The sequence below is a fragment of the Desulfosarcina alkanivorans genome (genome assembly GCF_009688945.1).
Taxonomy (GTDB): Bacteria; Desulfobacterota; Desulfobacteria; order Desulfobacterales; family Desulfosarcinaceae; genus Desulfosarcina; species Desulfosarcina alkanivorans.
Window position 1 is genome coordinate 1,611,158 of the sequence record NZ_AP021874.1, and the last position, 22,739, is coordinate 1,633,896.

The following is a 22,739-nucleotide window of genomic DNA, read 5'->3' on the forward strand; positions in this document are numbered from 1 at the left end:
TGACGGTCAGCCGGTCAGAAAATGGGCAACCGCAGCGGCCACGCGCTCACCGTCCACAGCGCAGGAGACGATTCCACCGGCATACCCGGCGCCTTCGCCGCAGGGGAACAGCCCCGGCATCCCGATGTGCTGAAAGGTGGAAGAATCCCTTGGGATTCTGATCGGGGAGGATGTCCGTGATTCCACCCCCACCACGATCGCATCGTTGGTTATAAACCCTCTCATCTTTCGGTCAAAGGCCTTAAAACCGGCCTGCAGACGCAGCCGGAGGGAATCGGGCAGCCATTCGTGCAGGGAGGAGGCCACCACACCGGGCGGATAAGAGCATGCCGGCAGGCGGGGGGAAGAACGATTATTGACAAAATCGGCCAGCCGCTGAGCCGGTGCGACGACACCGCCACCGCCGTTTTTACAGGCGATGTGCTCCAGCGTGCGCTGATAGTTCAGGCCCGCCAGAGGCCCCGCCGGATCCCGAACAGGAATATCCCCCGGCCTGATTTCCACCACAATACCGGCATTGGCGTATGGAGAATTCCGCCTGGAGAAAGACATGCCATTGACCACCAGACCGTCACGCCGCGTGGATGCCGGCACGATAAACCCGCCGGGGCACATGCAAAAGCTGTATACCCCGCGTCCATCCACCTGCTGCACAAGGTGGTAGGCTGCTGCCGGCAGATAGTCCCCCCGTGCCTGGCCATGGTATTGAATCCGATCGATGAGGCCTTGAGGATGTTCCACCCGGACCCCCATGGCAAATGATTTGGCATCCAGCGCAATCTTTCGGGCCATCAGCATTTCGTAAACATCCCGGGCGCTGTGGCCGGAAGCCAGAACCACCGCACGCCCCTCGATGCGATGCCCGTCTGCCAGGCGCACACCTGTCGCCCGGCCGCCCGATACGGACAAGTCGACCACTTTTTGCCGGAAATGGATTTCACCGCCATGGGTTTCGATGGTGGTTCGCATGGCGGCGACAATCCCGGGAAGACGATTGGAACCGATGTGGGGATGGGCTTCGCTGAGAATGCGCGGATCGGCGCCGTGCTGGTGGAACCGATGGAGCACACGGCGGTGATCCCCCCGTTTCCTGGATCGCGTGTAGAGCTTGCCGTCGGAAAAGGTACCCGCACCTCCCTCGCCATATGCATAATTGGATTCACCGTCGAGTATTCCCCGCCGATTCAGGGCCGCCACATCCCGACGCCGCTCCTTGACGGGCTTTCCCCGCTCGACGACCACCGGCCGAAACCCCAATTCGACCAACCGTAAGGCGGCAAACAGGCCTGCCGGGCCGGCGCCCACGATGACCACCGGTGGCGCGGACCGAACATCGCGGTAGCTAAATTCCGGCAGCCCCTTCGTCGGCAGTTCCCCGGCGGCATAAACCCGGATGCCTAAATTGACACGGATCGTTCGTTTGCGTGCATCGATGGAGCGGCGGGCAATCACGAACCGGTCAGCATCAATGGGATGCCCCAGCTTTTGGGAAAGAGCGCGTTGGATCGCTTCCGGGTCGGCCGCCATCGGGGGCGGCAGGGTGAGAGAAACGTTTTCAGGCATCGGTGGTGAGCTCTTTTTTTCTCCGGCGGTTGTGCTCATAGCGCATCTGAAGCATCTCCACCATCAAGGCAAACCCCATGGGCAGGTAAATGTAGGCCTTGGGAACATGTTTATGCATACCCTCCATAAAGATGGTGACCCCGATGGTAATCAGAAAGGAAAGCGCCAGGATCTTCAAGGCGGGATGCCGTAGAATAAAATCACCGATGGGGCGGGCAAAAAAGAGGATGCCGACAAAGGAAAGCACCACTGCCGAAACGATGATCCACAGCTGCTGGGTCAGTCCCACGGCGGTAATCACCGAATCGATGGAAAAAACAATATCCAGCAGAATAATCTGGAGGATGATGGCGCCAAAGGCGCCGGCCCCCTTCTCGCCATCCCCATTCTCCTGTTCTCTGAATTCGACGGTGTGATGAATCTCGTGGACGGCTTTGTAAAGCAAGAACATCCCGCCGGCCAGCAGGATCAGGTCCCTGACCGAAAAGTCGGCGACGACGGGCCGGGTCAGGCTGGCCAGGGCCACCACCACGAACAACATGACGATCCGGGCCACCATGGCCAGGCTCAGCCCGATGATACGCGCTTTCTGGCGCTGGTTTTCGGGCAATCGGGCCACAAAGATGGCAATCACCAGGACATTGTCCACCCCCAGCACCAGTTCCAACCCGATCAGCAGGGCCAGCAGGCCCACTGCATCTGCCATCGGCCACCTCCCTTGGTATCTTGCCGCGACGGGATCGCTAAAAGGCCCGTCGGCTATCGGCTTTCCAATATTTCGAGTACGTCGGCACATTTTTGCGCCGCACGCTTCACGATCGCTTCCGCTTCCCCGACAATCCGGGTTCGGAATTCGTCATCCGTGATGTCGGTCATATTGATCATCACGTTTTTGTAGGCGCCCCATATACCGGTCTCCAGCGTCCTGGCACCGACTTCCACATCAGACCGTGATGCCGGGTTGCCATAGCGCGCCACGTCGCAAAGGGCATCCCAGGCACCGTCCCCCAGCTTCATTGTCGTCAGGGGAATGTCAATGGCTTTCTTTAGCCCGGCCTGCATCTGTTCTGCCCGTGCGGTCCGTTCGGCATCTGTCCCCCTGGGCAGGCGAAGGGCCGCCATGAAATCCTTGAACGCCGTTGTGTCCGCATCGATCATGGGGATCAATCGGGCCGCGGCATCGTGCAACGGCGGAATGCATTTTCTCATCTGTGCGTCCACCGACTCAAACTTTCTGACGCCGTAGGTGAGTTTGCCCACCATGGCCCCCAAACCGGCACCCATGGCAACCAGCAAGGCCGATACCGATCCGCCGCCCGGAGCCGACGAACGCGATGCGACCTCTTGGACAAAGTCCCTCAAACGCATGGCTGCCAGGGGTTCGTCAGGTGTCTCCGCCACGCGGTATTCAATGATCTTCTCCTTGGGATCGAAAGGGGCCACACTGTTGAGGCCCAGGCGTTCCACAGCCAGCCGGACCTTCTGGTCTTCGTCGAGAATGAACAGATTCTCTTTTTCCATGTAGTAATCCGCGGCCATCAGGATGGACGCCAGGGGGACCAGACCGACGATTTCCGAACCGGCGACCCCGACGTTCAGTGCAGCCGCTTCCTTTTTAACCTCCTCAAACAAGGTATGAATCGGAGTGACCTGGTAATCATTCAGGTTTACCGTTACCTGGGCCATGTTGTATTCGTCCACGAACCAGCCCATGCCTTTGACCGCCTTCAAGCGGCCGGGGACATCCGGCCCCCGGCCGGCTTCCCGAAGGTTCAGGGCAATGCGGTGGGCCTGGTTGCTGGTGCCCAATATATTGACGTTGTAGGCAATCAGAAAGGACCGGGCGCCGGTGGCGGTGGCCCCCCACTGGGGGACAAACGCTGCCGGTCCGAAATCGGGCGCCCATTCCGGTTCCTCCAGACGGCCGGCCAGGCCTTCGTATTCCCCTTGCCGGACCTGGGGCAGTTTTCGACGATAATCATGGACCGCTGACGCCTCGTAAAGAAAAAAGGGGACCCCCAGTGCTTCTGCGGCCAACCGGCCGAACGTTTTGGAGATCGCCACGCACTCGTCCATGCTGACATTGGCGACCGGTATGAACGGACAGACATCCATGGCGCCCATTCGGGGATGCTCTCCTTTGTGGGTGCGCATGTCGATCCGCGCCCTGGCAACCCTTGCGCTGTTGAGTGCCCCTTGAACCACGGCATCCGGATCGCCGACAAAAGTGTACACGGTCCGGTTGGTCGACTTTCCCGGATCTACATCCAGCAGGGTACAGCCCGGCGTCTCTGTGATGGCCTGTGCAATGGCATCAATGGTTTCACGGTCGTTGCCTTCGGAAAAATTGGGAACACATTCAACGATTTTTCTCATGGGTACCTCGTTTGGTTTGATGGGAATGGGGCATATTTCAGCCTTCCTCCGGCCAGCCCAACTGGTGGAAAGGATGCCGCGGCGGCCGGCAGGCATGCCGTCAATTGCACCCGGGCCGCCGACAATAAACCCTGGAAATGCATTTTTTAGGGTTAAGGTGTCAATATGTTTTTTGGCATTTTATCCGTCAGGAAACCATCGCCTTACAGGTGTGGCTGTATCACCTGCGGCGGTGCGACAGGAAGGGGGCACGGTGGCCGATGCGCTGAAAAAACGCAGACGTCAGTGCCAGTTGTTATGCATCATTCCGGAAAAACAATAGATAGTGGAAAAACCCGGGGATGAAAAATTGGGGCCCGTTTGCTGTTTTCCTGTTCAGTAGGACAATAGATACGCGGCCCCCATCTCGTGGATGGGCCGTCCTTGCCGATGGTTTTCCTTACACCATTTAATTGTTACAAACCCCATGGTTCGTAAATAGCATCCATTATCCGCCGACACGCTCGGACAAATTTCCCCTGATGCACGCACGATGATGGTGGTTCCCGGCTTCAGCGGGTGATGGCTGACAAAGCAGAGCCCCTGATCACTAAAGTTGAGCAACCGCCCTTCTGTTCGCCGCGATCGGTACCCGGTAGAAAATAAAATGACCTGGCCGTCACAGTGATGGCGGGGTGAATTCCGTTTTTCAGTCAACTGAATCATGTTCCAAACCTTCATGATCTCTTGGATACCGCCGGTCGGACAAACCATTATCACCATGATTACCGACATCATTAGGTTAGGCGAAAGAGAGGAAACGTCGTCGAAGCAGAATACGAGCAGAGGCAGGAAGAGGCTGGTGGCAGATGATTGCGGCGACTGACTGTTGGTTCCCTGTGTTCAATCTACACCGCTGCCTGATCATGGGTCAAGTCCTTTTGAAGGGGTTCAGAGAATTGACACTTGTAAAACGGAGCCCTTTTTAGTATACGTGTATCTTATACGAATATTTGCATTATATGGGAGTCTGGTCTTTTCAGGTTCAGGCACCATCAATCGCAGCCGGACCTTTTTATTCCTCTGTTTTGCAATTGTTTCAAGCCATACCAATTAGATCAGGCACTAACGAAGAAACCATGTGCCGACCGTGAAACGGGATTGCACCCCGCTTGAATCATGAATAAAACCATATCAATCGACGAGGCTCGGCAACGTAAACAGTTACCGGACAAACCATCCCGGCCCGCCGAAAAGCCGCCCCCCCTCTCCTCCCCATTTTCCTACATTATCCTGCTGGACGAAAACGATCCGCCGGCTGAACCGCAGCCACCCCCGGGGGACTGCAAAGCCACCCATCGCCATCCTCGCGGGTGACACGATCATCCTACAGAGAAGCGGCGTTACCGGTTGCAACAGGCTTCAACGGCAGGGACCGTCTTTGGTATGGGCGGCCCCAATACCGCTGCACCGTCGGAGGTGACCCGCACATCATCTTCGATTCGCACCCCCCCAAAGTCGAGAAAAGGCTCCAGGCGACGGTAGTCGATATGATCGCCAAACCGGTTTTCGGCACGCCACTGCCGAATCAATGGCGGAATGAAGTAGACGCCGGGTTCAACGGTTACCACAAAACCCGGCTCCAGGGGTTTGGCCAGCCGAAGACGATTGAGGCCAAACCGGGTGTCGCGCCGGATATTTTCCGTGTAGCCCACATGGTTTTCCCCGAGGCTTTCCATATCGTGAACATCCAGGCCCATCATGTGACCCAGGCCATGGGGGAAGAAGAGTGCATACGCCCCGGATTCAACCATCTCCGACACGTCACCGTGCATCAGCCCGAGCTTCTTAAAATCCGAAGACAGCCGTCGGGCGGCCAACAGGTGGATATCCCGGAAGGGAACACCGGGTTTCATGGCGGCCAGAGCATCCATCTGCATCCCCAGAACAACCTCGTATATATCCTTTTGCCGGCCGGTAAACCGGCCACCGACCGGAATGGTGCGGGTAGTGTCGCTGGCATACCCCATGGATGATTCTGCGCCACAGTCGCAGATTGCCAGATCGCCGGCCTTCATCTGGTTGTCGTGACAGTGGTTGTGAAGGACCTGTCCATGAATAGAAAAAATAGTGCGGAACGGCAATTTTCTCCCGGACAGACCGTAGGCAAGGCCTTCGATGGCCCCCACCACCTCACGCTCATGGCGCCCCGGCGTGGCCATCCGCATGGCAGTGGTCTGCATGGCCCCATTGATGGTAATCGCCGATTCAATCTGGGCCAGTTCCGCATCGCTTTTCACCGAACGCTGCCGGACCACTGACCGGATTAGTGATTTGGACGCTTTTTGGGCAACAACCTGTCGATTCATGCAGAAAAGATCCGACAATTGCATCATCTGGTCCATTCGGTAAGGCGGGAGAAAATGAACCGGTCGATTCTTTTTCAGGGCCGCCCCAACAATCTCATGCAATTTCGAAAAGGTGGCGGATTGATGGATCCCCAACTCCTTGCATCGTTCCGACAGGGATGGTTGCGGACCGGTCCAGATCATATCGTCCATCGACGGATCATCACCGAATACGGTTTCCGTTTCGGCGTCCACGTCGATGACGGCAGCAAGATTCGGGAGGTCGATTCCCCAGAAATACAAAAAAGAGCTGTCCTGACGGAAAAAGTAGCAGTTATCGGCGGCATTGATGGCACTTTCTCCATTTCCGAGGAACAGGATCAGCCCGGATTCAATATCCGTTTTGAGGCACTGGCGCCTGGTGGTGTAACACTCAGCAGAAAACATGAACGCGTCCTCTCTTATGAAGGTATAGGCATTGCCGGTACCAAGGATAAAACCGTCACGGCCACATGATGGTTGCGGCCATTTCTTCACTTGAACGGAATCGGCAACTATGTCAATATATATCTCAGGTCTTCAGACCTTATGACCTTTTCCTCAAGTCCCCCACTATCTCATGTGGTGGTGGTTTCTCCCGTAACGGCTGTCGGCATGATCGTTTTGACATAATACTTGATTCCAAGATAGAGTCTGATACGGGTTCAAATGGGATTTACCCTCAAGTTGGATTTTTCAAAACTTAGCGATTACCCAATATTGTCTTTACCCTTACGAGTCGCGTGCAACCTAACCATCTGCATTACAGGAGGAGGTAACAATGAGGTATCGTAGAGGATTGACAGCGGTAGGTGTCGCGTTGGCACTGATTTTAGCAGGTGCCAGTGCTTATGCAAAAACCTGTGTCTACTGCTCTGAAGGCAGCCCAGAAGGATTTACCCCGGCACTGTACACGGCCGGCACCACCTTCGACGCTTCTTCCCGAGCCATCTTCGACCGGCTGGTTCTGTTTGAACGGGGCACCACCACAATCATTCCCGGTCTGGCGGAAAAATGGGATGTTTCCGAAGATGGAAAGACCTACACTTTCTATCTGCGGAAAGGGGTTAAGTTCCACACCAAGAAAAATTTCACCCCGTCCCGAGACTTCAACGCCGACGACGTATTGTGGTCGTTTTACCGTCAGTGGGACCCCAAGCATCCGTATCACAAGGTTTCCGGCGGCAGCTACGAGTATTTCACCGGCATGGGCATGGACAAGCTCATCGACCGAATTGAAAAGAAAAACGACTACACGGTCGTCTTTCACCTGACCCGTCCGGAAGCACCCTTTATCGCCAACATGGGGATGGACTTTGCATCCATTCACAGTGCCGAATATGCCGACAAGATGATGGCCGCCGGCACCCCGGACCTTAACGACCAGGATCCGGTGGGTACCGGTCCCTTCGTTCTGGTTCAGTATCAAAAAGACTCCATCATCCGCTATATTGCTCATCCGGACTACTGGGGCGGCAGGGCCGCTATCGACAAACTGGTGTTCTCCATCACCCCGGATGCATCGGTACGCTATGCAAAACTAAAAGCCGGTGAATGCCACGTCATGCCCTACCCCAATCCGGCCGATCTGGCCCAGATGGCCAGGGACAAGGACATCAACCTGCTGGAAAAAGAAGGCCTCAACGTTGGCTACCTTGGCTTTAACACGGAAAAGAAGCCCTTTGACAACGTCGATGTCAGAAGGGCGCTGAGCCTGGCAATCAACAAGCAGGCCATTATCGATGCCGTTTTCCAGGGTGCCGGCAAGATCGCCAAAAACCCCATTCCCCCCACCATCTGGTCTTACAATGATGCGGTCAAAGACTACCCCTACGATCCGGTCAAAGCCAAGAAAATGCTGGCCGATGCAGGGTTTCCCAATGGCTTCGAAACCGACATCTGGGCCATGCCGGTACAGCGGCCTTACAACCCCAACGCCCGCCGCATGGCGGAAATCATTCAGGCCGACTGGGCCAAGGTGGGCGTGAAAGCCAAAATCGTGACCTACGAGTGGGGCGAATACCTCAAGCGCTCCAAAGAGGGTGAACACCAGACCGTACTGCTGGGCTGGACGGGCGACAACGGAGACCCGGACAATTTTCTGTCGGTTCTCCTGGGCTGTGACTCGGTGGGTTCCGCCAACCGGGCGCGCTGGTGCTACCAGCCGTTTGAGGATCTGATCCAGAAAGCCAAGATAACCGCCGATGTGGCCGAACGAACACGGCTGTATGAAGAAGCACAGGTCATTTTCAAGGACCAGGCGCCATGGGCCACCATCGCCCATTCCGTGGTCTTTGTACCGGTAAGAAAAGAGGTCAAGGACTTCAGGATCGATCCCTTTGGTGGTTTTGTATTTTACGGGGTGGACATCCAGTAACCCGCCTGACCCACTGTGCACGGGGGAAGTCTCCTTCCCCCCGTGCACGTTCACCTTTTCGGGCAAACGATTCTTCCCATGATCCGTTTTCTAACCAGACGGTTGGCAATGGTGGTTCCCGCATTTATCGGCGTGACACTGCTCACTTTTGCCCTGATCCACCTGATCCCCGGTGACCCGGTGATGCTCATGGCCGGCGAAAGGGGCATTGATCCCGAGCGCCATGCCATCCTAAAAGCGCAGCTGGGGCTGGACCAGCCCCTTCCGGTCCAGTATCTCAAATACATCAGAGGTATTTTCCACGGCAATCTGGGTAAATCCATCGTCACTAAAAAACCGGTGGTCGATGAATTCATGACCTTGTTTCCCGCCACCGTCGAGCTATCCCTGTTCGCCATGTTTTTTGCCATCCTGGTCGGGTTGCCTGCCGGGGTCATCGCCGGTGTCAAACGGGGGTCGGTGTTCGACCACACGGTTATGGGTGTATCACTCACCGGGTATTCCATGCCCATTTTCTGGTGGGGGCTGCTGCTGATCCTGTTCTTTTCCGTAAACCTGGGATGGACACCGGTATCCGGACGGATCTCGGCTCTCTTCTGGATTGACGCGGATACCGGGTTCATGCTCATCGACTCCCTGAGGTCCGACGAAAAAGGAGCCTTCATTTCGGCCCTTAGCCACCTGATCCTGCCGTCGATTGTCCTGGGTACCATTCCGCTTGCCGTCATCGCGCGCATGACCCGATCCTCGATGCTGGAAGTACTCCAGGAAGATTATGTCCGAACCGCCAGGGCCAAAGGGCTTGCGCCGTGGCGCGTAACCCTGGTCCACGCCCTGCGAAACGCCTTGATTCCGGTGATCACCGTCATCGGCCTCCAGACCGGGGTATTGCTGGCCGGCGCCATACTGACCGAAACCATCTTTGCCTGGCCCGGTGTTGGAAAATGGATCATAGAGTCCATCCGCAGGCGTGACTATCCGGCGGTCCAGGGAGGAATCCTGATGATTTCATCACTGATCATTCTGGTCAACATGCTCGTCGATATGTTGTACGGCGTCATTAATCCGCGCATCCGCCATAACCGATAGGAATTCCATGTCCGCTTCCGCCATAGCTGCCCATTCCGCCCAGGCACCGCCCCACCCGCTGAAAGAATTCTGGCAATACTTCAATGAAAACAAGGGTGCTGTGGTGGGCCTCTATTTCATCCTCTTCATCACGGTCGTCGCCCTGTGTGCCCAGTTCATCGCCCCACACAGCCCCTTCGAGCAGTATCGCGACGCCATCCTGACCCCTCCGGCATGGCAGGAGGGCGGGTCCTGGACCTACCCGCTGGGAACCGATGACGTGGGGCGTGATATCTTGTCCCGGTTAATATACGGCGCCCGTTTGAGCCTCTTCGTCGGCCTGCTGGTGGTCACGATCTCTCTGGCGGCGGGAATTCTCCTCGGTATTTGCTCAGGTTACATCGGCGGATATGCGGACACCATGGTCATGCGGCTCATGGACATCATGCTGGCCCTGCCCAGTTTACTGCTGGCCATGGCCATCGTGACGATCCTGGGTCCGAGCCTTCGAAACGCCATCCTGGCCATCGCCATCGTCGTACTGCCCCACTATGTTCGACTGACGCGGGCGTCGATGCTTTCCGAAAAGGCCAAAGACTATGTGACGGCTTCCCGCGTTTGTGGGGCCGGCCCCCTTCGGTTGATGTTTCTGGTGATCCTGCCAAACTGCATGGCCCCGCTGATTGTCCAGGCCACGTTGGGTTTTTCATCGGCCATCCTCGATGCGGCGGCATTGGGATTTTTAGGAATGGGAGCCCAACCGCCCATACCGGAATGGGGGGCCATGCTGGCCAATGCACTTCAATTTATCCAGCGGGCATGGTGGGTGGTCACCTTTCCCGGACTGGCTATCCTGTTGACCGTGTTGGCCTTCAACCTTGCCGGAGACGGGCTGCGCGATGCCCTTGATCCAAAATTGAAACGATGATGGAACTGCTTGAAATAGAAAGACTATCTGTTGATTTCGCCGGATTCAAGGCGGTTGCGGACTTCGACCTCACAATCACCGGAGGCGAGGTGGTGGGCATCGTAGGCGAATCCGGATCCGGCAAAAGCGTCAGCCAGCTGGCCATGATGGGACTGATCCCCTATCCGGGCATCATCACTGCCAGCCACATGCGCTTTGACGGCAATGACCTGTTGAACATCCATCCAAAAAAACGCCGCCAACTGGTAGGCAAGGATATCGCCATGATTTTCCAGGAGCCCATGACCAGTTTGAACCCGTGCTTCACGGTGGGCTTCCAGATCATGGAGGCACTTAAAACCCACGAGGGAGGGACCCGTGCATCCCGGCGGGACCGTACCATCGATTTACTCGACCAGGTGGGTATTCCGGCGCCGGAGGATCGCCTGGGAAACTTTCCCCATCAAATGTCCGGAGGCATGAACCAGCGGATCATGATCGCCATGGCCATCGCCTGTAACCCCCGCTTGCTGGTGGCTGATGAACCCACCACGGCATTGGATGTAACCATTCAGGCCCAGATCCTGGACCTTTTGCTGGACCTGCAGCGCAGCAAGAACATGGCGATGATCATCATCACCCACGACATGGCCGTCGTGGCCGAAACCGTTGAACGGGTGGTCGTCATGTATGCCGGCCAGGTGGTTGAAAAAAACGCCGTGGACCCATTATTCGACCATCCAAGGCATCCGTATACCGCCGCACTGCTGGATGCGCTTCCGGAAAGGAGTGTCGGACTGCACCGTCTGCCCACCATTCCCGGTGTGGTGCCCGGGCGGTTTGACCATATCAAGGGATGCATCTTTCATCCACGCTGCCGTTTCGCACAGAATCGATGCAGAACCGAATCGCCTGACCTGGTGTCCCATGGCAGTCGTGCCGTTCGCTGCCATTTCCCATTAGATCACGGAGCCCCCTCGACATGAGCAACAGTGAAGTGATTCGAACCATTGGGCTGGCACGTTACTACCAGGTTAAAACCGGTGGGCTGTTCAGCCCATCGCACGCCCTCAAAGCTCTGGATGGTGTATCTTTTTCGATCAACCGGGGAAAAACATTGGCGGTTGTGGGCGAGTCCGGGTGCGGCAAATCGACGCTTGCCCGTGTGGTTACCATGATCGAACCACCAACTGACGGACAGTTAGAAATAGGCGGGATGGATGGAACCATAAAGGACAAATCACTGCGCCGCAAGCTGAGGACACAGGTGCAGATCATCTTTCAGGATCCCTACGGATCGTTGAATCCCCGCAAGAAAGTGGGTGCTATCCTGGAAGAACCGCTCAAGATCAACACCGATCTTTCTGCTTCCCAGCGACAGGAGCAGGCATTGGCCATGATGGCAAAGGTAGGCCTGAGTCAGGAGCAGTACAGCCGGTATCCGCATATGTTCTCAGGTGGTCAGCGACAACGGATTGCCGTGGCAAGGGCGCTGATGCTCAAACCGGCCCTGGTGGTTGCCGATGAACCGGTATCAGCACTGGATGTATCGGTCCAGGCCCAGGCTCTCAATCTGCTCATGGATCTTCAGGAGGAAATGGATTTGGCCTATCTGTTCATTTCCCACGACCTTAGTGTGGTTCGCCTTATCTCCGACGACCTGATGGTCATGTACCTGGGAAGACCGGTTGAACAGGGTGAGAAGGAAACCATCTTCAACAAGCCGCTGCATCCTTATACCCGGGCGCTGATGGCCGCAACCCCCAAGGTGGAGAAAGCCGCCCGCGGAATCCGAACGCCGCTGAAAGGAGAGCTACCGTCCCCCTTGGATCCGCCAACGGGCTGTACTTTTCACAAACGCTGCCCCCACATGACCGACGTCTGCACCCAGGAACGGCCCGCCCTGCGCCTGCTTGAAAACCGGCAGGTCGCCTGCCACCATGCGGAGTCAATTGCCCGGGCAGGCAATTGACACCGGATGCCGGAGTTCTCTCTTTTTCTATTGTCGGACGGTTATTCTTATCGTGCAGCTGCCGCCGCATATACGGGCATGAGGTTTTCAAACAGGGTCGCAATATCGCCGGCTATACTTTGTTTCTTTTCTATGGCATCGCCTTTGGCCAACCGCTTCTCAATGCGCAGGTCCACGGCTGCCGACTTTCCTGCGGCCACTAAAAAGGCACTCAGGGAAACAACAGCGGTCTCTTTTTCATCCTGACCGCGCTGCACCCACTGCCCGTCTTTGGCTTCCAGTGTGCCATTGAAGCCCTGCTTGCTCAGGTCACACAAATAAAGACCATGGGAACTGCACTGCTTATTCAGCCAGGAATCATTTTCGGGCTTATCCAGCCATGCCATCAACGCATGCCAGTCTCCCGCTTCGGTGCCCGATGGGTCGGGGGCGGGCGTTAGAACCCCATAAAAGAAGTCTGCCTCTTCAACACGGGCATAAAATTTGGATTGCAGTTTTATATCGGGCTGTTTCTGACGTGTAACATCCAGCCAACTGACTTCCGGTTTGCGCAACACGGCCCAGGAGTTGAACTTGAACTGTTTGCTTTTTAACCGCAGGGCAACCGCGCCGCCGAGTTGGCCCCGACCGCGCCAGGTGGTTTTGGACACGCTGTTGCTGAAGTCGTTTTCTTCTAAACCCTCAAAATGTTTTCCACCTTTGGAAGCCGACGCCTTCGCTTTTTTGGCTTTCTGGATTTTCTGAGCGGCCTCCAGTTCCTTTTCGAAACGCATTCGTTCGATGATGCGCTGCTGCAGGTCAATGGGAGTGGATATTTCCTCGCCGTCCTCCCACCGGATATCCATGGAATCCCTGCGGATGGCAACCACCTCAAAGATCCCTTTCATATTTTCATATTTTTCACCGACTTCAAATTTGATCTCTTCTGTCATGCAGTTCTCCTTGTGGTCAAATAAATGGAGACCACCTTCGTGCCTAAGCCAACGACTTATTGGTCGTCGGACATTTCAGCAACAAGCAGTTCTCTATCGTCAAAAAAAAGCTCAATGCAACGGTCTTCATTCCCTCTGGACAGGTCAATCACCGACTCGGCGATTTTGGTGGCGTAAGGTTCTATAAAGTACATGTTGGGTGTTCGTAATGCTTCGATCACTTCATTGCAGCCCCCATCGGCGGCACGGGCAATGATCTTGGCATCGTAGTCATGTTCGCATATCAGGTCGAAGTGGTCATCACGAAGCATTGCCGAGTCCACATTTTTGGTGTCTTTTTCCACTACGGCAAACTCTTTGATGTTCAGTGCGTCTTTCTTCCGCAACTGGCAAATGCGGTATTTCTGTCTCATGGTTTCTCTCCAATGGCGTCGCATTGCAAGCATGTTGGTCGTTGCCATCTTCGCGGGGGTCCGGAAAATGCGGCCCTTCAAACAAAAAAATCGGTACAACCGATATGCGGGGCCCTAAAAGGGATCAACAAGGCAAATGGCTGTTTAAAGCCTATATGGAACCTGAGCGTTTGTCAAACGTCCTCTGCCCGGCCTGGCACCGCGGACCGGGTTCAATCCGTTGACCGGACGCGCATATCCATGCATCTCCCGGCAGCGATGGCTGTTCTTTACGGCTCCGGTTTCTATTTGACGACCTTCAGTATGTTTCCGGCCAACAGCCGTTTTTGAAGTTCCTTCAAAAGAATGTAGGAGGCCTGCCCGGGTGTGATGGTTTTGAGGTCTGCAGCGGCCAGGCATGACTTCATCAACAGATCATTGCCCGGAAGACGGAATTCGTTTCTCAGAAAAATGCCATAGGACTGGTGAAACCTGATCAATGCAGCTTCATCCATATTGGCCAGGCGGGTTTTGTCTGCAAATGTCATATCCACCGCGAGACGATCCACGGCTTTCTCCACGGTGGACGGAAATTTATCCAGGAACGTGTTCATGGGCAGAATCCTGCCATCAACCTTCAGCCGTCACAAGTAAAGGGATAAAAGTGAAAATAGCAATATCCGCCGGGGTCACCATACATCACTTCGGTTTCCATCATGCAGGATCCGATCATATTTCTGGATACTTCGGCATATTCGGCCCGTTTTTCTTCCTTTCGTTTGCATGCCAGGCAAATGGGCTGGTGGTCAAATACGGAAAGGATTCGTTGGTCAGAGGCGGACAGCTTGGCGTTGCATCGATAGCAGGCAACGGCACAGGACAATTCTTGCTCCCACGGGTCTTTCATGTTCCCCCCTTGTGATGTCGACAATTTTCAATGAATCGGCTTCATATTATGATAACGCCGGGACGGGTCTTTTTCAAGCCGCCTTCCGTTGATATGCGCCAACGGCAAAAGCCCAATGCAAGCATCAAGGGGCCTGTCGGACCGGAATTGAGGGCATAATCCGCTCCCGTCCGTCCTAATCGTTGGGCCTCTTTCTACTGCCGACCAAACACCGGGATCTACGTAAGAAACCGTCTTAATTTTGAAATTCGCACCCTTACCTTTACTGGCAAGGCCCCGTGCGCCGGCCTTTCATTTCGGTCACCATCACCCTTCCAGCCATATCCATGCTTATCCGTCCCTCGAACCGGTCGCCCTGGTAGGTGATCTTTCCTTTGCCCTTCATCTCGCCGGCCTGTCCGTTGCACGTTATGGTCCAGGAGACGGTATTGCCGACCGTCTTGATGTCGGACACCTTGCAGTTGTCCTGCCCGGAGGCGTTGCCCTGAGGGACGGCATCCGCTTTGGTGATGCACTGGGAGAAAGTCATTGGCGGCATTGTCATGCCCTGCATCTTCACCTGAGAGGTGACCTCCCACATGCCGTCATCCAAATTCAATGCGGAAGCTGCGAATGCGACGTTGCAGGTGACCAAGAGTCCCGTAAGAATAGTAACCAAAAGCCTTTTTGCCATTTTCATGATCTCCTTTTCAGCAGGTAACAGAGGATGATGAGTCCACCAACGCGATTGGAAATTATAAGGCCGGCCCAAGTTCCGACGCGCCTGAACAGGAACCGGCGCCCATGCACCTTTCAACCATGCAAAATAGACCGATCCACAGCATCGGCACTGGCGGTGCCGGTGAGAACCATGGCAGCCTTCAATTCGCCGGCGATACGCGCGATATACTGCGTCACACCTTCCTGAAGACCGCCAACGGCGGCAACGGAAAAGGGCCGGCCGATCAGGACGGCATCGGCGCCAAGGGCCAGCATTTTGAGAAGATCCCCACCCGTCCGAACCCCCCCGTCAGCCAGGATGGTGATCTGGCCCTTCACGGCGTCGGCGATCTCCGGAAGCACGTCGGCAGCTCCGGGGGTATGATCCAGCACCCGCCCCCCATGATTGGACACGACGATGGCGCGTGCACCCGCCGCCACGGCCATCTGGGCATCCGCCACCGTCATCACACCCTTTAAAATGAACGGCACCTTGACCTGCTCGATGATTTCGCCAAGCCGCTGGGGTGATTTCGGAGAGACCGGACGGCCCATCTGCTTCAGGGTAATCAGCCCGGCGGCGTCGATATCCATTCCGATAATGGTGGCTCCGGCGGCCAGGGCCTTGTCCACTTTATCGAAAAACTCGGCATCCTCCCAGGGTTTGATGAACGGAATCCCTTTTCCCCCCAGTGCCTGAATGGCCCCGTAACCGGCCTGGTGTATGAAGTCCGGCACCCCGTCTCCGACACAGCCGAGTATACCGGCCGCAGTACAGCCGCCCAGGACGGCTGATATATAGGCGTCTTCCGTAATTTGCCCCCCCATGTTAAAGGAGACGCCGCCTATGGGCGCCGCCATAAGGGGTAACGCCAGGGATTGCCCCAAAAAATCGATGCCGGTATCCGGTTCCGAGACGTCATGCACCAGGCGCATATCAAACCGCACCGCCGCCAACGATTCCAGATTGGCCGCAAAAGCACTTCCGGTTCCCAACCCGCCCATGCCCGGTACTTCACCGGCACACGCCCGGCCATCACAGACCGGGCACACCCGGCAATATCCTTTCATTCGTTCCCTGGCCGCTTTCCTGATCTCTTTCACGTTGCATTCCTTTCTTCAGCAGTACGGCCTGCCCAACGCTTTTGGCTGTTAAATTGGCCGCTTCGCTTCGTTGACAAGACGGCGATCACCATAGCCCTCATTGTTTTGAACCACAACGAAAAAATAATGATCACCTGTGACCGGATCTGTCACAACCGGGTGCTATTATCAGAACCATCGTAACGATCAACGCCTAACAGGAGGGATGCCATGAGAAAACATGAACTGACCACCAATTATCACGACTACTTCGAGTATTACGGCAATACCGAAATCGAACGAATCAGACAGCGGTCGGGCCGGACCCTGCGACGGGACTGGATCATCTTCGACAGCGTGGAAGAAGCCATGGACTTTTTCAACAGCAAGTGTGGTGAATTCGAGGGGTACTACGCCTGACCGGCAACCGACCGGGCGTTCCGGGGGCGGCAGGCAGCCTCCAAACGGATAAGGCCCCCACTCGACGAAGTCGAGCGGGGGCCGGTCATACCGGTCGTTAAGGGCGCTGCGGCGGTATAGGTTCCCAGGCACGCCCATGGCCTGGGTAAAGGACGAAATTACAACCGCCAGTAGCAGATGCCCTGTTTTTCGGCTTCGACCGGATCGAAGGCACTTTTTACGTCCACGATCACGGCCTGGCCTTCGCCGCACAACCCGGCAAGCTGCGCCAGCCCCATATCCCGGTAGGGTTGATGGGAAACCGCCACCACCAGCGCATCCACCCCTTTGAGATCATCCAGGGTTTTCAGGTCAACATCGTAATAGGCCCTGGCCTCTGCGGGGTCTGCCAACGGATCGTGGACCAGGACCTCGATACCGTAATCCGCAAGCTCATGGATGATGTCAACCACACGGGTGTTGCGCAGGTCCGGCACGTCTTCCTTGAAGGTGATGCCGAGTACGCCGACACGGGTATGGTTGATCTGTTTGCCCTCCTGGATCATCAGTTTCACGAGCCGCTCGGCCACGTATTTTCCCATACCGTCGTTGATGCGCCGTCCGGCAAGGATCATTTCGGGGTGATAGCCGATGGACTCGGCCTTGAACGTCAGGTAGTAGGGGTCGACGCCAATGCAGTGTCCGCCCACCAGACCGGGCCTGAACGGCAGAAAATTCCATTTGGTGCCTGCCGCGTCCAGCACCGCAGCGGTATCGATGCCCATGATATCGAAAATCATGGAAAGCTCGTTCATCAGGGCGATGTTCAGGTCCCGCTGCGTATTCTCGATGACCTTGGCCGCCTCGGCCACCTTGAGGGTGGGTGCCACGTGGATACCTGCTTTTACCACCCTGCCGTAAACCTTTTCCAAAAGCCGGGCCGTGGCTGCGTCGGACCCGGAAACGATTTTCATGATCTTGTCAACGGTGTGCACCTTGTCACCGGGGTTGATCCGTTCCGGAGAATACCCCACGGTAAAATCCCGGCCGAAGACCAGGCCCGATTCCCTTTCGAGGATCGGCACGCACACCTCTTCGGTGGCGCCGGGGTAAACCGTCGACTCGAAGACCACACAGCTGCCTTTGGCCAGGTGCCGGCCCGTGGATTCGGAGGCGCTGCGAAGGGGCGTCAGGTCAGGGATGCGATACGCGTCGATGGGGGTGGGAACGGCAACGATAATCAGCCGGCAGTCATTCAGGGCAGCGGGGTCATCCGTGTAGGCCACGGTAGCGGCAGCCATCTCCTCGTCGGAGACCTCCAGGGTGCGGTCCTTTCCGGAGACCAGCTCGGCAATCCGGCTGGCTTTAAAATCGTAGCCCACCACATCGAAATGGCGGCACAAATGAACGGCCAGTGGCAGCCCGACATAGCCCAGACCGACCACGCCAATCTTCTCATCCCTCTGCATCAGCGATTCAAAGGTCAACATCACCCGTTTACCCCCTCTTTAAATAGTCCTCAAAAATACCGGCAACCATCTGCATTTACATGAAAACGAGCTGAACCGGGCCAACATACACCATATCCGCCCAAGATAAAAGCACCGATGAACTCTCGTCGTCCCCTTTACTGGTCACCGATGAAAAAGGGCCTGAAATCCGTCTCCGGCCGTCTCAGGGCGCGGTCAATCTGCGCCAGCAGACGGTTGCGGCACCCGGGCAGAGTCCCTTCGAGATTGATGTAATTGGTGTAGTGGTCGCTGGTCAGCCGGGACGGGCCGTCCAGCAGCCGGACGATCGTGGCCGCCTCGCCGAGCACCCCGTGGGGCCCCAGCATGGTAAAGGCACCGCTTTGCACCATCCTGAGCATCGGTGTGTTGATTTTGGGCACGAAGGTCCGCAGGCGGATGAAATCCGGGGCGATGCGGTTGAGCACATCGGCCGTCCGGGTGGCATGCGCCAGACTCCTGGCCTCACCGCCGATACCCAGGATCACGTAGAGGCTCAGCTGGATGCCGGCGTCCATGGTCCAGCGCCCGGCCTCGATCTGCTGGCCGGCGGTGGTGCCTTTCTTGATCAGCCTCAGGATCACGTCGTCGCCGGATTCCAAGCCCACGTGAACACGGTTCAGGCCTGCATCGGCCAGCCGCTTCAAGTCATCGGGTCCTTTTTTATGAAGGTACTGGCTGGAGCCGTATACGGTAATGCGCTCCAGATGCGGGAATAAATGGTGGGCATGGGCACAGATGCGGCACAGGGCATCGGTTTCCATGGCAATGGTGTTGCCCGCAGGAAAAAAAAGCCTGCGCACACCACCGCCGTGACGTCTCCTGGCATGGTCCAGGTCGGCAATGATATCGGCCACCGGGCGCTCCCGGTAGGGGGGACCGCTTTTGTATACCATACAGAAGGTGCAACGGTTGTGCGGGCATCCGATGGTGGCCTGAACCAGCAGGGAGTTCGCTTCGCTGGGGGGGCGGTAGATGGGGCCTTCGTATTGCATGGGCAACGCCTACAGGAGTTTAAGCCGTTTTAGCAGCAGCCTGGCTTCATCAGGGTTCAAGTGCCGCCAGGAGCCTTTGGGCAGTCGTCCCAGCGTCAGGCCGGCCACTCGGATTCGGTGCAGTTGAACCACCCGGTTGCCCATTTTTTGGACCATCCTGCGGATCTGTCGATTCCTGCCTTCCATCAGGACGATCCGGAAACGACGGCCTGAAATACGTTTCACAGCAGCAGGCCGGGTCATGACGCCGGAAAGCGGCAAGCCCCGTTCCATGTCAGCCAGGGCCTGATCGGCAATGGGCCATTGCACCGTTACGTCGTATTCTTTTTCGTGATCGAAGGACGGGTGCGAGAGGCGATGGTGAATGCGGCCGTCGTTGGTCAGCAACAACAGGCCGGTGGAGTCCTTGTCCAGCCGTCCCACCGGGAAAAGCCGCTGGGGCAGGTCCACCAGGTCCGTCACCACGGGTTCGCCGCGATGCCTGCAACTGGACACCACCCCTTCAGGCTTGTTGAGCATGATATAGACGAGCTGCTCCGGGATGTCCACGGGCACCCCCCTGAGATGCACCCTGTCGGTTTCGGGGTCCACCTTGGCGCCGAGCGTGGTCACCACCCTCCCGTTGACGGTCACCTCACCGGCAAGGATGTGGGCCTCCCCTTTGCGCCGGGAGCATGCCCCGGCTGCGGAAAGAAATTTTTGCAGGCGAATCATTGGCACGGCTCTGTGTCGCGGAGGTATCTCATGACCGATAATCGGCATTGATGTTGACATAATCCAGGCTGAAGTCACAGGTGAGCATCGTGGCCGTCCCCGCCCCCAGGTTCAGATCCAGGGTGACTGAAAATTCCGGTTTTTTCAGCGCACGGGTGGCTTTTTCTTCAGCACCGGGGCCACAACCCGTCCCGTTTTCAACCATCTGTATATCGTCGAAGAAAAGGTCCAGCCTGTCCGGATCCAGCATGACGCCGGCACGTCCGGCCGCCGCGATGATGCGCCCCCAGTTGGCGTCCTCTCCGAAAAAGGCCGTCTTCACCAGGGGTGAGTGGGCGATGGTGTCGGCAACGGCCCGGGCATCGCGGTCCGAATGGGCCCCGCGAACCGTCAGATCGACCACCTTGGTCACCCCCTCGCCGTCCTTGACCATCTGCCGGGCCAGGTCCATGCACAGATCGTCCAGGAGGCGCTGAAAGGCCGCTCGATCGGCGTCTGATTCAATTTTCGCTCCGGAGCCGCCGTTGGCCATCAGAATCACCGTGTCGTTGGTGCTCGTATCGCCGTCGATGGTAATCCGGTTGAAGGACCCGTTGACGGATTGTCCCAGTGAGGCCTGAAGATCAGAGACGGCGATTTCGGCATCGGTGCAGGCAAAGCAAAGCATGGTGGCCATATCCGGGCGGATCATCCCGGCACCTTTGGCCACGGCGACGATGCGATAGGATCTGCCGCCGGCCGAGCCCTCACGGGAGGCTGTTTTCGGCCGGGTGTCGGTAGTCATGATGGCGCGGGCCAGATCGGGCACGCCATTTTCATCCAACCGGCCGGCCAGGGCGGGCACCGCCGCGTCCACCAGATCGATGGGAAAAGGGACACCAATGACGCCGGTGGAAGCCACCAGTACCTGCGCTTCGGGCAGATGCAACGCCCGCGCGACCGCAGCGGCCATGGCCCGGGCAGCGTCCTGACCCTGCGGGCCATTGGCGCAGTTGGCATTGCCCGCATTGGCGATCAATGCCCGGGCGACCCCGGATTTAACCCTCTCACGGTCCAGCGTCACCGGTGCCGCCTGGACGCGGTTTTTCGTGAACACCGCCGCCACCCGCGCCGGTCGGTCGGAGACCAGCAGGCCCAGATCGAGGTCACCGTTTTTTTTGATTCCGGCGGCCAGGCCGCAGGCAGAAAACCCCTTACAGGTCAATGGAGCCATTCCCATTCCTTTCGTTGAACCGGTCCCGCCGGTAGCCAATCATCCCCCCTTGCAAACCGCTGCCATATGACATAAAAAGCGCCTGTTTGCAAATTCATCCCGGTCCCGCAGCGCCTGTGGCCGCTGGACCCGTTCCGCCAACAAGGAGTAGCTAATGGAAGAGCCCAAACTGCGTTGTGATGGTTGCAGCACCCCCCTGACATTGAAGCGGACATGACGATCGGTAGTCTTCCGCTGCACGGGATGCGGCGCCGAGTATCCCCTTTCCAGATTCGTCCATCTCATGGACGACGCCATGGAGCAGCAGTTGGCCGACTGGCGCTGTGACAGGATATAGCCTGCGATGATAATTCTCAACAACCTATTTCCGGTTTTTGCGCTGATCGGTCTGGGCACCCTTCTGAAATACAGTCACTTTATCGGGGAAAGTTTTCTCAAGGCATCGGACCGGCTGGTCTATTTCATTTTTTTCCCGGTCCTGCTCTTCTGGAAAATCGGCTCAGCACCTCCGGTGGACAGCAGTGCCACCGACCTGATCGTCGCCGCCATCTGCGCCGTCTGCACGGTCTACCTGATCAGTGCCATCTGCCTGAAATTGTTCAAGGTGCCGAGGTTTGCGGCCGGATCCTTTTCGCAGAGCTGCTACCGGTTCAACACCTACGCCGGAATGGCCGTGTCCATGAATGCCCTGGGTGAAGCGGGGGCGTCGAGATTCGGCATCCTCATCGGGTTCATCATTCCGATCATCAACGTGCTGGCCGTATCGACCCTGATCTGGTACTCCGGCCAGACCATCAATATGCGTGAAAGGCTGCGAATCACCCTCCGTGCCCTGGTTTCCAACCCGCTGATCATCGGCTGCCTGACAGGCATGGCCTATTCCCAAACGGTCGGCGAGTTCCCGGTTTTCCTGGACAACACCTTTCGCCTGGCAGCCGTGGTGGCCCTGCCACTGGCCCTGCTCTCCGTTGGCGGAACCTTGACCCTGAAAAATCTCAAGGCCCACCTGGGGCATGCATTTTTAGGATCTGCAATTAAAATACTGGTGCTGCCGATCTCGGGATGGTTGTTTCTCAATGCCGTCGGCGCCTCGACCCTGTCTTTTCAAGTGGGGATGCTCTTTTTCGCCCTGCCCGCCTCCCCGGCCATCATCGTGCTCTCTTCACAGCTCAACAGTGACACCGAATTCGCATCCGCCGCCATCGTCCTGTCCACCCTGCTCTCTTTCTTCTCATTAAGTGCCGTGCTGATGACGTTCTGACACACAG

The 22,739-nt window shown here is 56.9% G+C and carries 22 protein-coding genes and 1 pseudogene; 8 read left to right on the forward strand and 15 right to left on the reverse strand.

Annotated elements, in window-relative coordinates; all coding sequences use genetic code 11:
* Positions 1–6: 6 nt before the first annotated feature.
* The 5 genes and pseudogenes from DSCA_RS07090 to DSCA_RS33145 all read right to left on the reverse strand — a co-directional run.
* Positions 7–1,563 carry an NAD(P)/FAD-dependent oxidoreductase gene (locus DSCA_RS07090; protein WP_155315761.1) on the reverse strand — a complete coding sequence of 519 codons (1,557 nt, stop codon included), beginning with the start codon at positions 1,561–1,563 and terminating at the stop codon, positions 7–9.
* On the reverse strand, positions 1,556–2,269 hold the full coding sequence (locus DSCA_RS07095; protein ID WP_155315762.1) for a TerC family protein: 714 nt from the start codon (positions 2,267–2,269) through the stop codon (positions 1,556–1,558). Before DSCA_RS07095 ends, DSCA_RS07090 begins: the two co-directional genes overlap by 8 nt.
* A gap of 53 nt (positions 2,270–2,322) precedes the next feature.
* The gene (gene ftcD / locus DSCA_RS07100) at positions 2,323–3,939 is read right to left on the reverse strand and encodes a glutamate formimidoyltransferase (protein ID WP_155315763.1); all 1,617 of its coding nucleotides are present in this window, start codon (positions 3,937–3,939) and stop codon (positions 2,323–2,325) included.
* A gap of 1,382 nt (positions 3,940–5,321) precedes the next feature.
* Positions 5,322–6,287: a M24B family metallopeptidase gene (locus DSCA_RS07105; RefSeq protein ID WP_231716406.1), complete on the reverse strand. Its 966-nt coding sequence runs from the start codon at positions 6,285–6,287 to the stop codon at positions 5,322–5,324.
* A 123-nt stretch (positions 6,288–6,410) separates the two neighbouring features.
* Positions 6,411–6,713: pseudogene (locus DSCA_RS33145) on the reverse strand (aminopeptidase P N-terminal domain-containing protein); the annotation flags it as partial.
* A gap of 373 nt (positions 6,714–7,086) precedes the next feature.
* Here DSCA_RS33145 and DSCA_RS07110 point away from each other — a divergent pair.
* From DSCA_RS07110 to DSCA_RS07130, 5 genes are all read left to right on the forward strand, one after another.
* Positions 7,087–8,682 (forward strand): ABC transporter substrate-binding protein, encoded by a 1,596-nt coding sequence (locus DSCA_RS07110; RefSeq protein ID WP_155315765.1) that lies wholly within the window; start codon positions 7,087–7,089, stop codon positions 8,680–8,682.
* 78 nt (positions 8,683–8,760) lie between these two features.
* Complete coding sequence (locus DSCA_RS07115; RefSeq protein ID WP_155315766.1) at positions 8,761–9,771, forward strand: ABC transporter permease subunit; 1,011 nt, start codon at positions 8,761–8,763, stop codon at positions 9,769–9,771.
* Positions 9,772–9,778: 7 nt separating this feature from the next.
* On the forward strand, positions 9,779–10,678 hold the full coding sequence (gene dppC / locus DSCA_RS07120; protein ID WP_155315767.1) for a dipeptide ABC transporter permease DppC: 900 nt from the start codon (positions 9,779–9,781) through the stop codon (positions 10,676–10,678).
* Complete coding sequence (locus DSCA_RS07125; RefSeq protein ID WP_231716408.1) at positions 10,675–11,643, forward strand: oligopeptide/dipeptide ABC transporter ATP-binding protein; 969 nt, start codon at positions 10,675–10,677, stop codon at positions 11,641–11,643. The genes dppC and DSCA_RS07125 overlap by 4 nt, the downstream gene beginning before the upstream one ends.
* Positions 11,640–12,629, forward strand: coding sequence for a dipeptide ABC transporter ATP-binding protein (locus DSCA_RS07130; protein WP_155315768.1), 990 nt, complete (start codon positions 11,640–11,642; stop codon positions 12,627–12,629). The genes DSCA_RS07125 and DSCA_RS07130 overlap by 4 nt, the downstream gene beginning before the upstream one ends.
* 47 nt (positions 12,630–12,676) lie before the next feature.
* On the opposite strand, the gene DSCA_RS07135 is transcribed toward DSCA_RS07130, so the two are convergent.
* The 6 genes from DSCA_RS07135 to DSCA_RS07160 all read right to left on the reverse strand — a co-directional run bounded on the left by DSCA_RS07135 (position 12,677) and on the right by DSCA_RS07160 (position 16,663).
* Positions 12,677–13,474 (reverse strand): hypothetical protein, encoded by a 798-nt coding sequence (locus DSCA_RS07135; protein ID WP_155315769.1) that lies wholly within the window; start codon positions 13,472–13,474, stop codon positions 12,677–12,679.
* A gap of 143 nt (positions 13,475–13,617) precedes the next feature.
* Positions 13,618–13,974, reverse strand: coding sequence for a hypothetical protein (locus DSCA_RS07140; protein ID WP_155315770.1), 357 nt, complete (start codon positions 13,972–13,974; stop codon positions 13,618–13,620).
* 284 nt (positions 13,975–14,258) lie between these two features.
* On the reverse strand, positions 14,259–14,567 hold the full coding sequence (locus tag DSCA_RS07145) for a DUF6794 domain-containing protein (RefSeq protein WP_155315771.1): 309 nt from the start codon (positions 14,565–14,567) through the stop codon (positions 14,259–14,261).
* Positions 14,568–14,590: 23 nt separating this feature from the next.
* Positions 14,591–14,860, reverse strand: a complete 270-nt coding sequence (locus DSCA_RS07150; protein WP_155315772.1) for a hypothetical protein — start codon at positions 14,858–14,860, stop codon at positions 14,591–14,593.
* Between the two features lie 262 nt (positions 14,861–15,122).
* Positions 15,123–15,533 (reverse strand): DUF3617 domain-containing protein, encoded by a 411-nt coding sequence (locus DSCA_RS07155; protein ID WP_167527652.1) that lies wholly within the window; start codon positions 15,531–15,533, stop codon positions 15,123–15,125.
* Positions 15,534–15,652: 119 nt separating this feature from the next.
* Complete coding sequence (locus tag DSCA_RS07160) at positions 15,653–16,663, reverse strand: alpha-hydroxy-acid oxidizing protein (RefSeq protein WP_155315774.1); 1,011 nt, start codon at positions 16,661–16,663, stop codon at positions 15,653–15,655.
* A 210-nt stretch (positions 16,664–16,873) separates the two neighbouring features.
* On the opposite strand from DSCA_RS07160, the gene DSCA_RS07165 reads away from it, so the two are divergent.
* The gene (locus tag DSCA_RS07165; RefSeq protein ID WP_155315775.1) at positions 16,874–17,062 is read left to right on the forward strand and encodes a hypothetical protein; all 189 of its coding nucleotides are present in this window, start codon (positions 16,874–16,876) and stop codon (positions 17,060–17,062) included.
* Positions 17,063–17,220: 158 nt separating this feature from the next.
* Here the strand turns inward: DSCA_RS07165 and DSCA_RS07170 are convergent, their stop codons facing one another.
* The 4 genes from DSCA_RS07170 to argJ all read right to left on the reverse strand — a co-directional run bounded on the left by DSCA_RS07170 (position 17,221) and on the right by argJ (position 21,471).
* Positions 17,221–18,531 carry a nucleotide sugar dehydrogenase gene (locus DSCA_RS07170; protein ID WP_155315776.1) on the reverse strand — a complete coding sequence of 437 codons (1,311 nt, stop codon included), beginning with the start codon at positions 18,529–18,531 and terminating at the stop codon, positions 17,221–17,223.
* A 137-nt stretch (positions 18,532–18,668) separates the two neighbouring features.
* Positions 18,669–19,544 (reverse strand): radical SAM protein, encoded by an 876-nt coding sequence (locus DSCA_RS07175; protein WP_155315777.1) that lies wholly within the window; start codon positions 19,542–19,544, stop codon positions 18,669–18,671.
* Between the two features lie 9 nt (positions 19,545–19,553).
* Positions 19,554–20,258, reverse strand: coding sequence for a pseudouridine synthase (locus tag DSCA_RS07180; RefSeq protein WP_231716409.1), 705 nt, complete (start codon positions 20,256–20,258; stop codon positions 19,554–19,556).
* A gap of 28 nt (positions 20,259–20,286) precedes the next feature.
* A complete protein-coding gene (gene argJ, locus DSCA_RS07185; protein ID WP_155315779.1) occupies positions 20,287–21,471 on the reverse strand; it encodes a bifunctional glutamate N-acetyltransferase/amino-acid acetyltransferase ArgJ in 1,185 nt (394 codons plus the stop codon).
* 154 nt (positions 21,472–21,625) lie between these two features.
* Here argJ and DSCA_RS33435 point away from each other — a divergent pair, with 154 nt between their 5' ends.
* Both DSCA_RS33435 and DSCA_RS07190 read left to right on the forward strand, forming a co-directional pair.
* A complete protein-coding gene (locus DSCA_RS33435) occupies positions 21,626–21,808 on the forward strand; it encodes a dual CXXC motif small (seleno)protein (RefSeq protein WP_456236722.1) in 183 nt (60 codons plus the stop codon).
* Positions 21,809–21,814: 6 nt separating this feature from the next.
* A complete protein-coding gene (locus tag DSCA_RS07190) occupies positions 21,815–22,732 on the forward strand; it encodes an AEC family transporter (RefSeq protein ID WP_155315780.1) in 918 nt (305 codons plus the stop codon).
* The last annotated feature ends 7 nt before the right edge of the window (positions 22,733–22,739 follow it).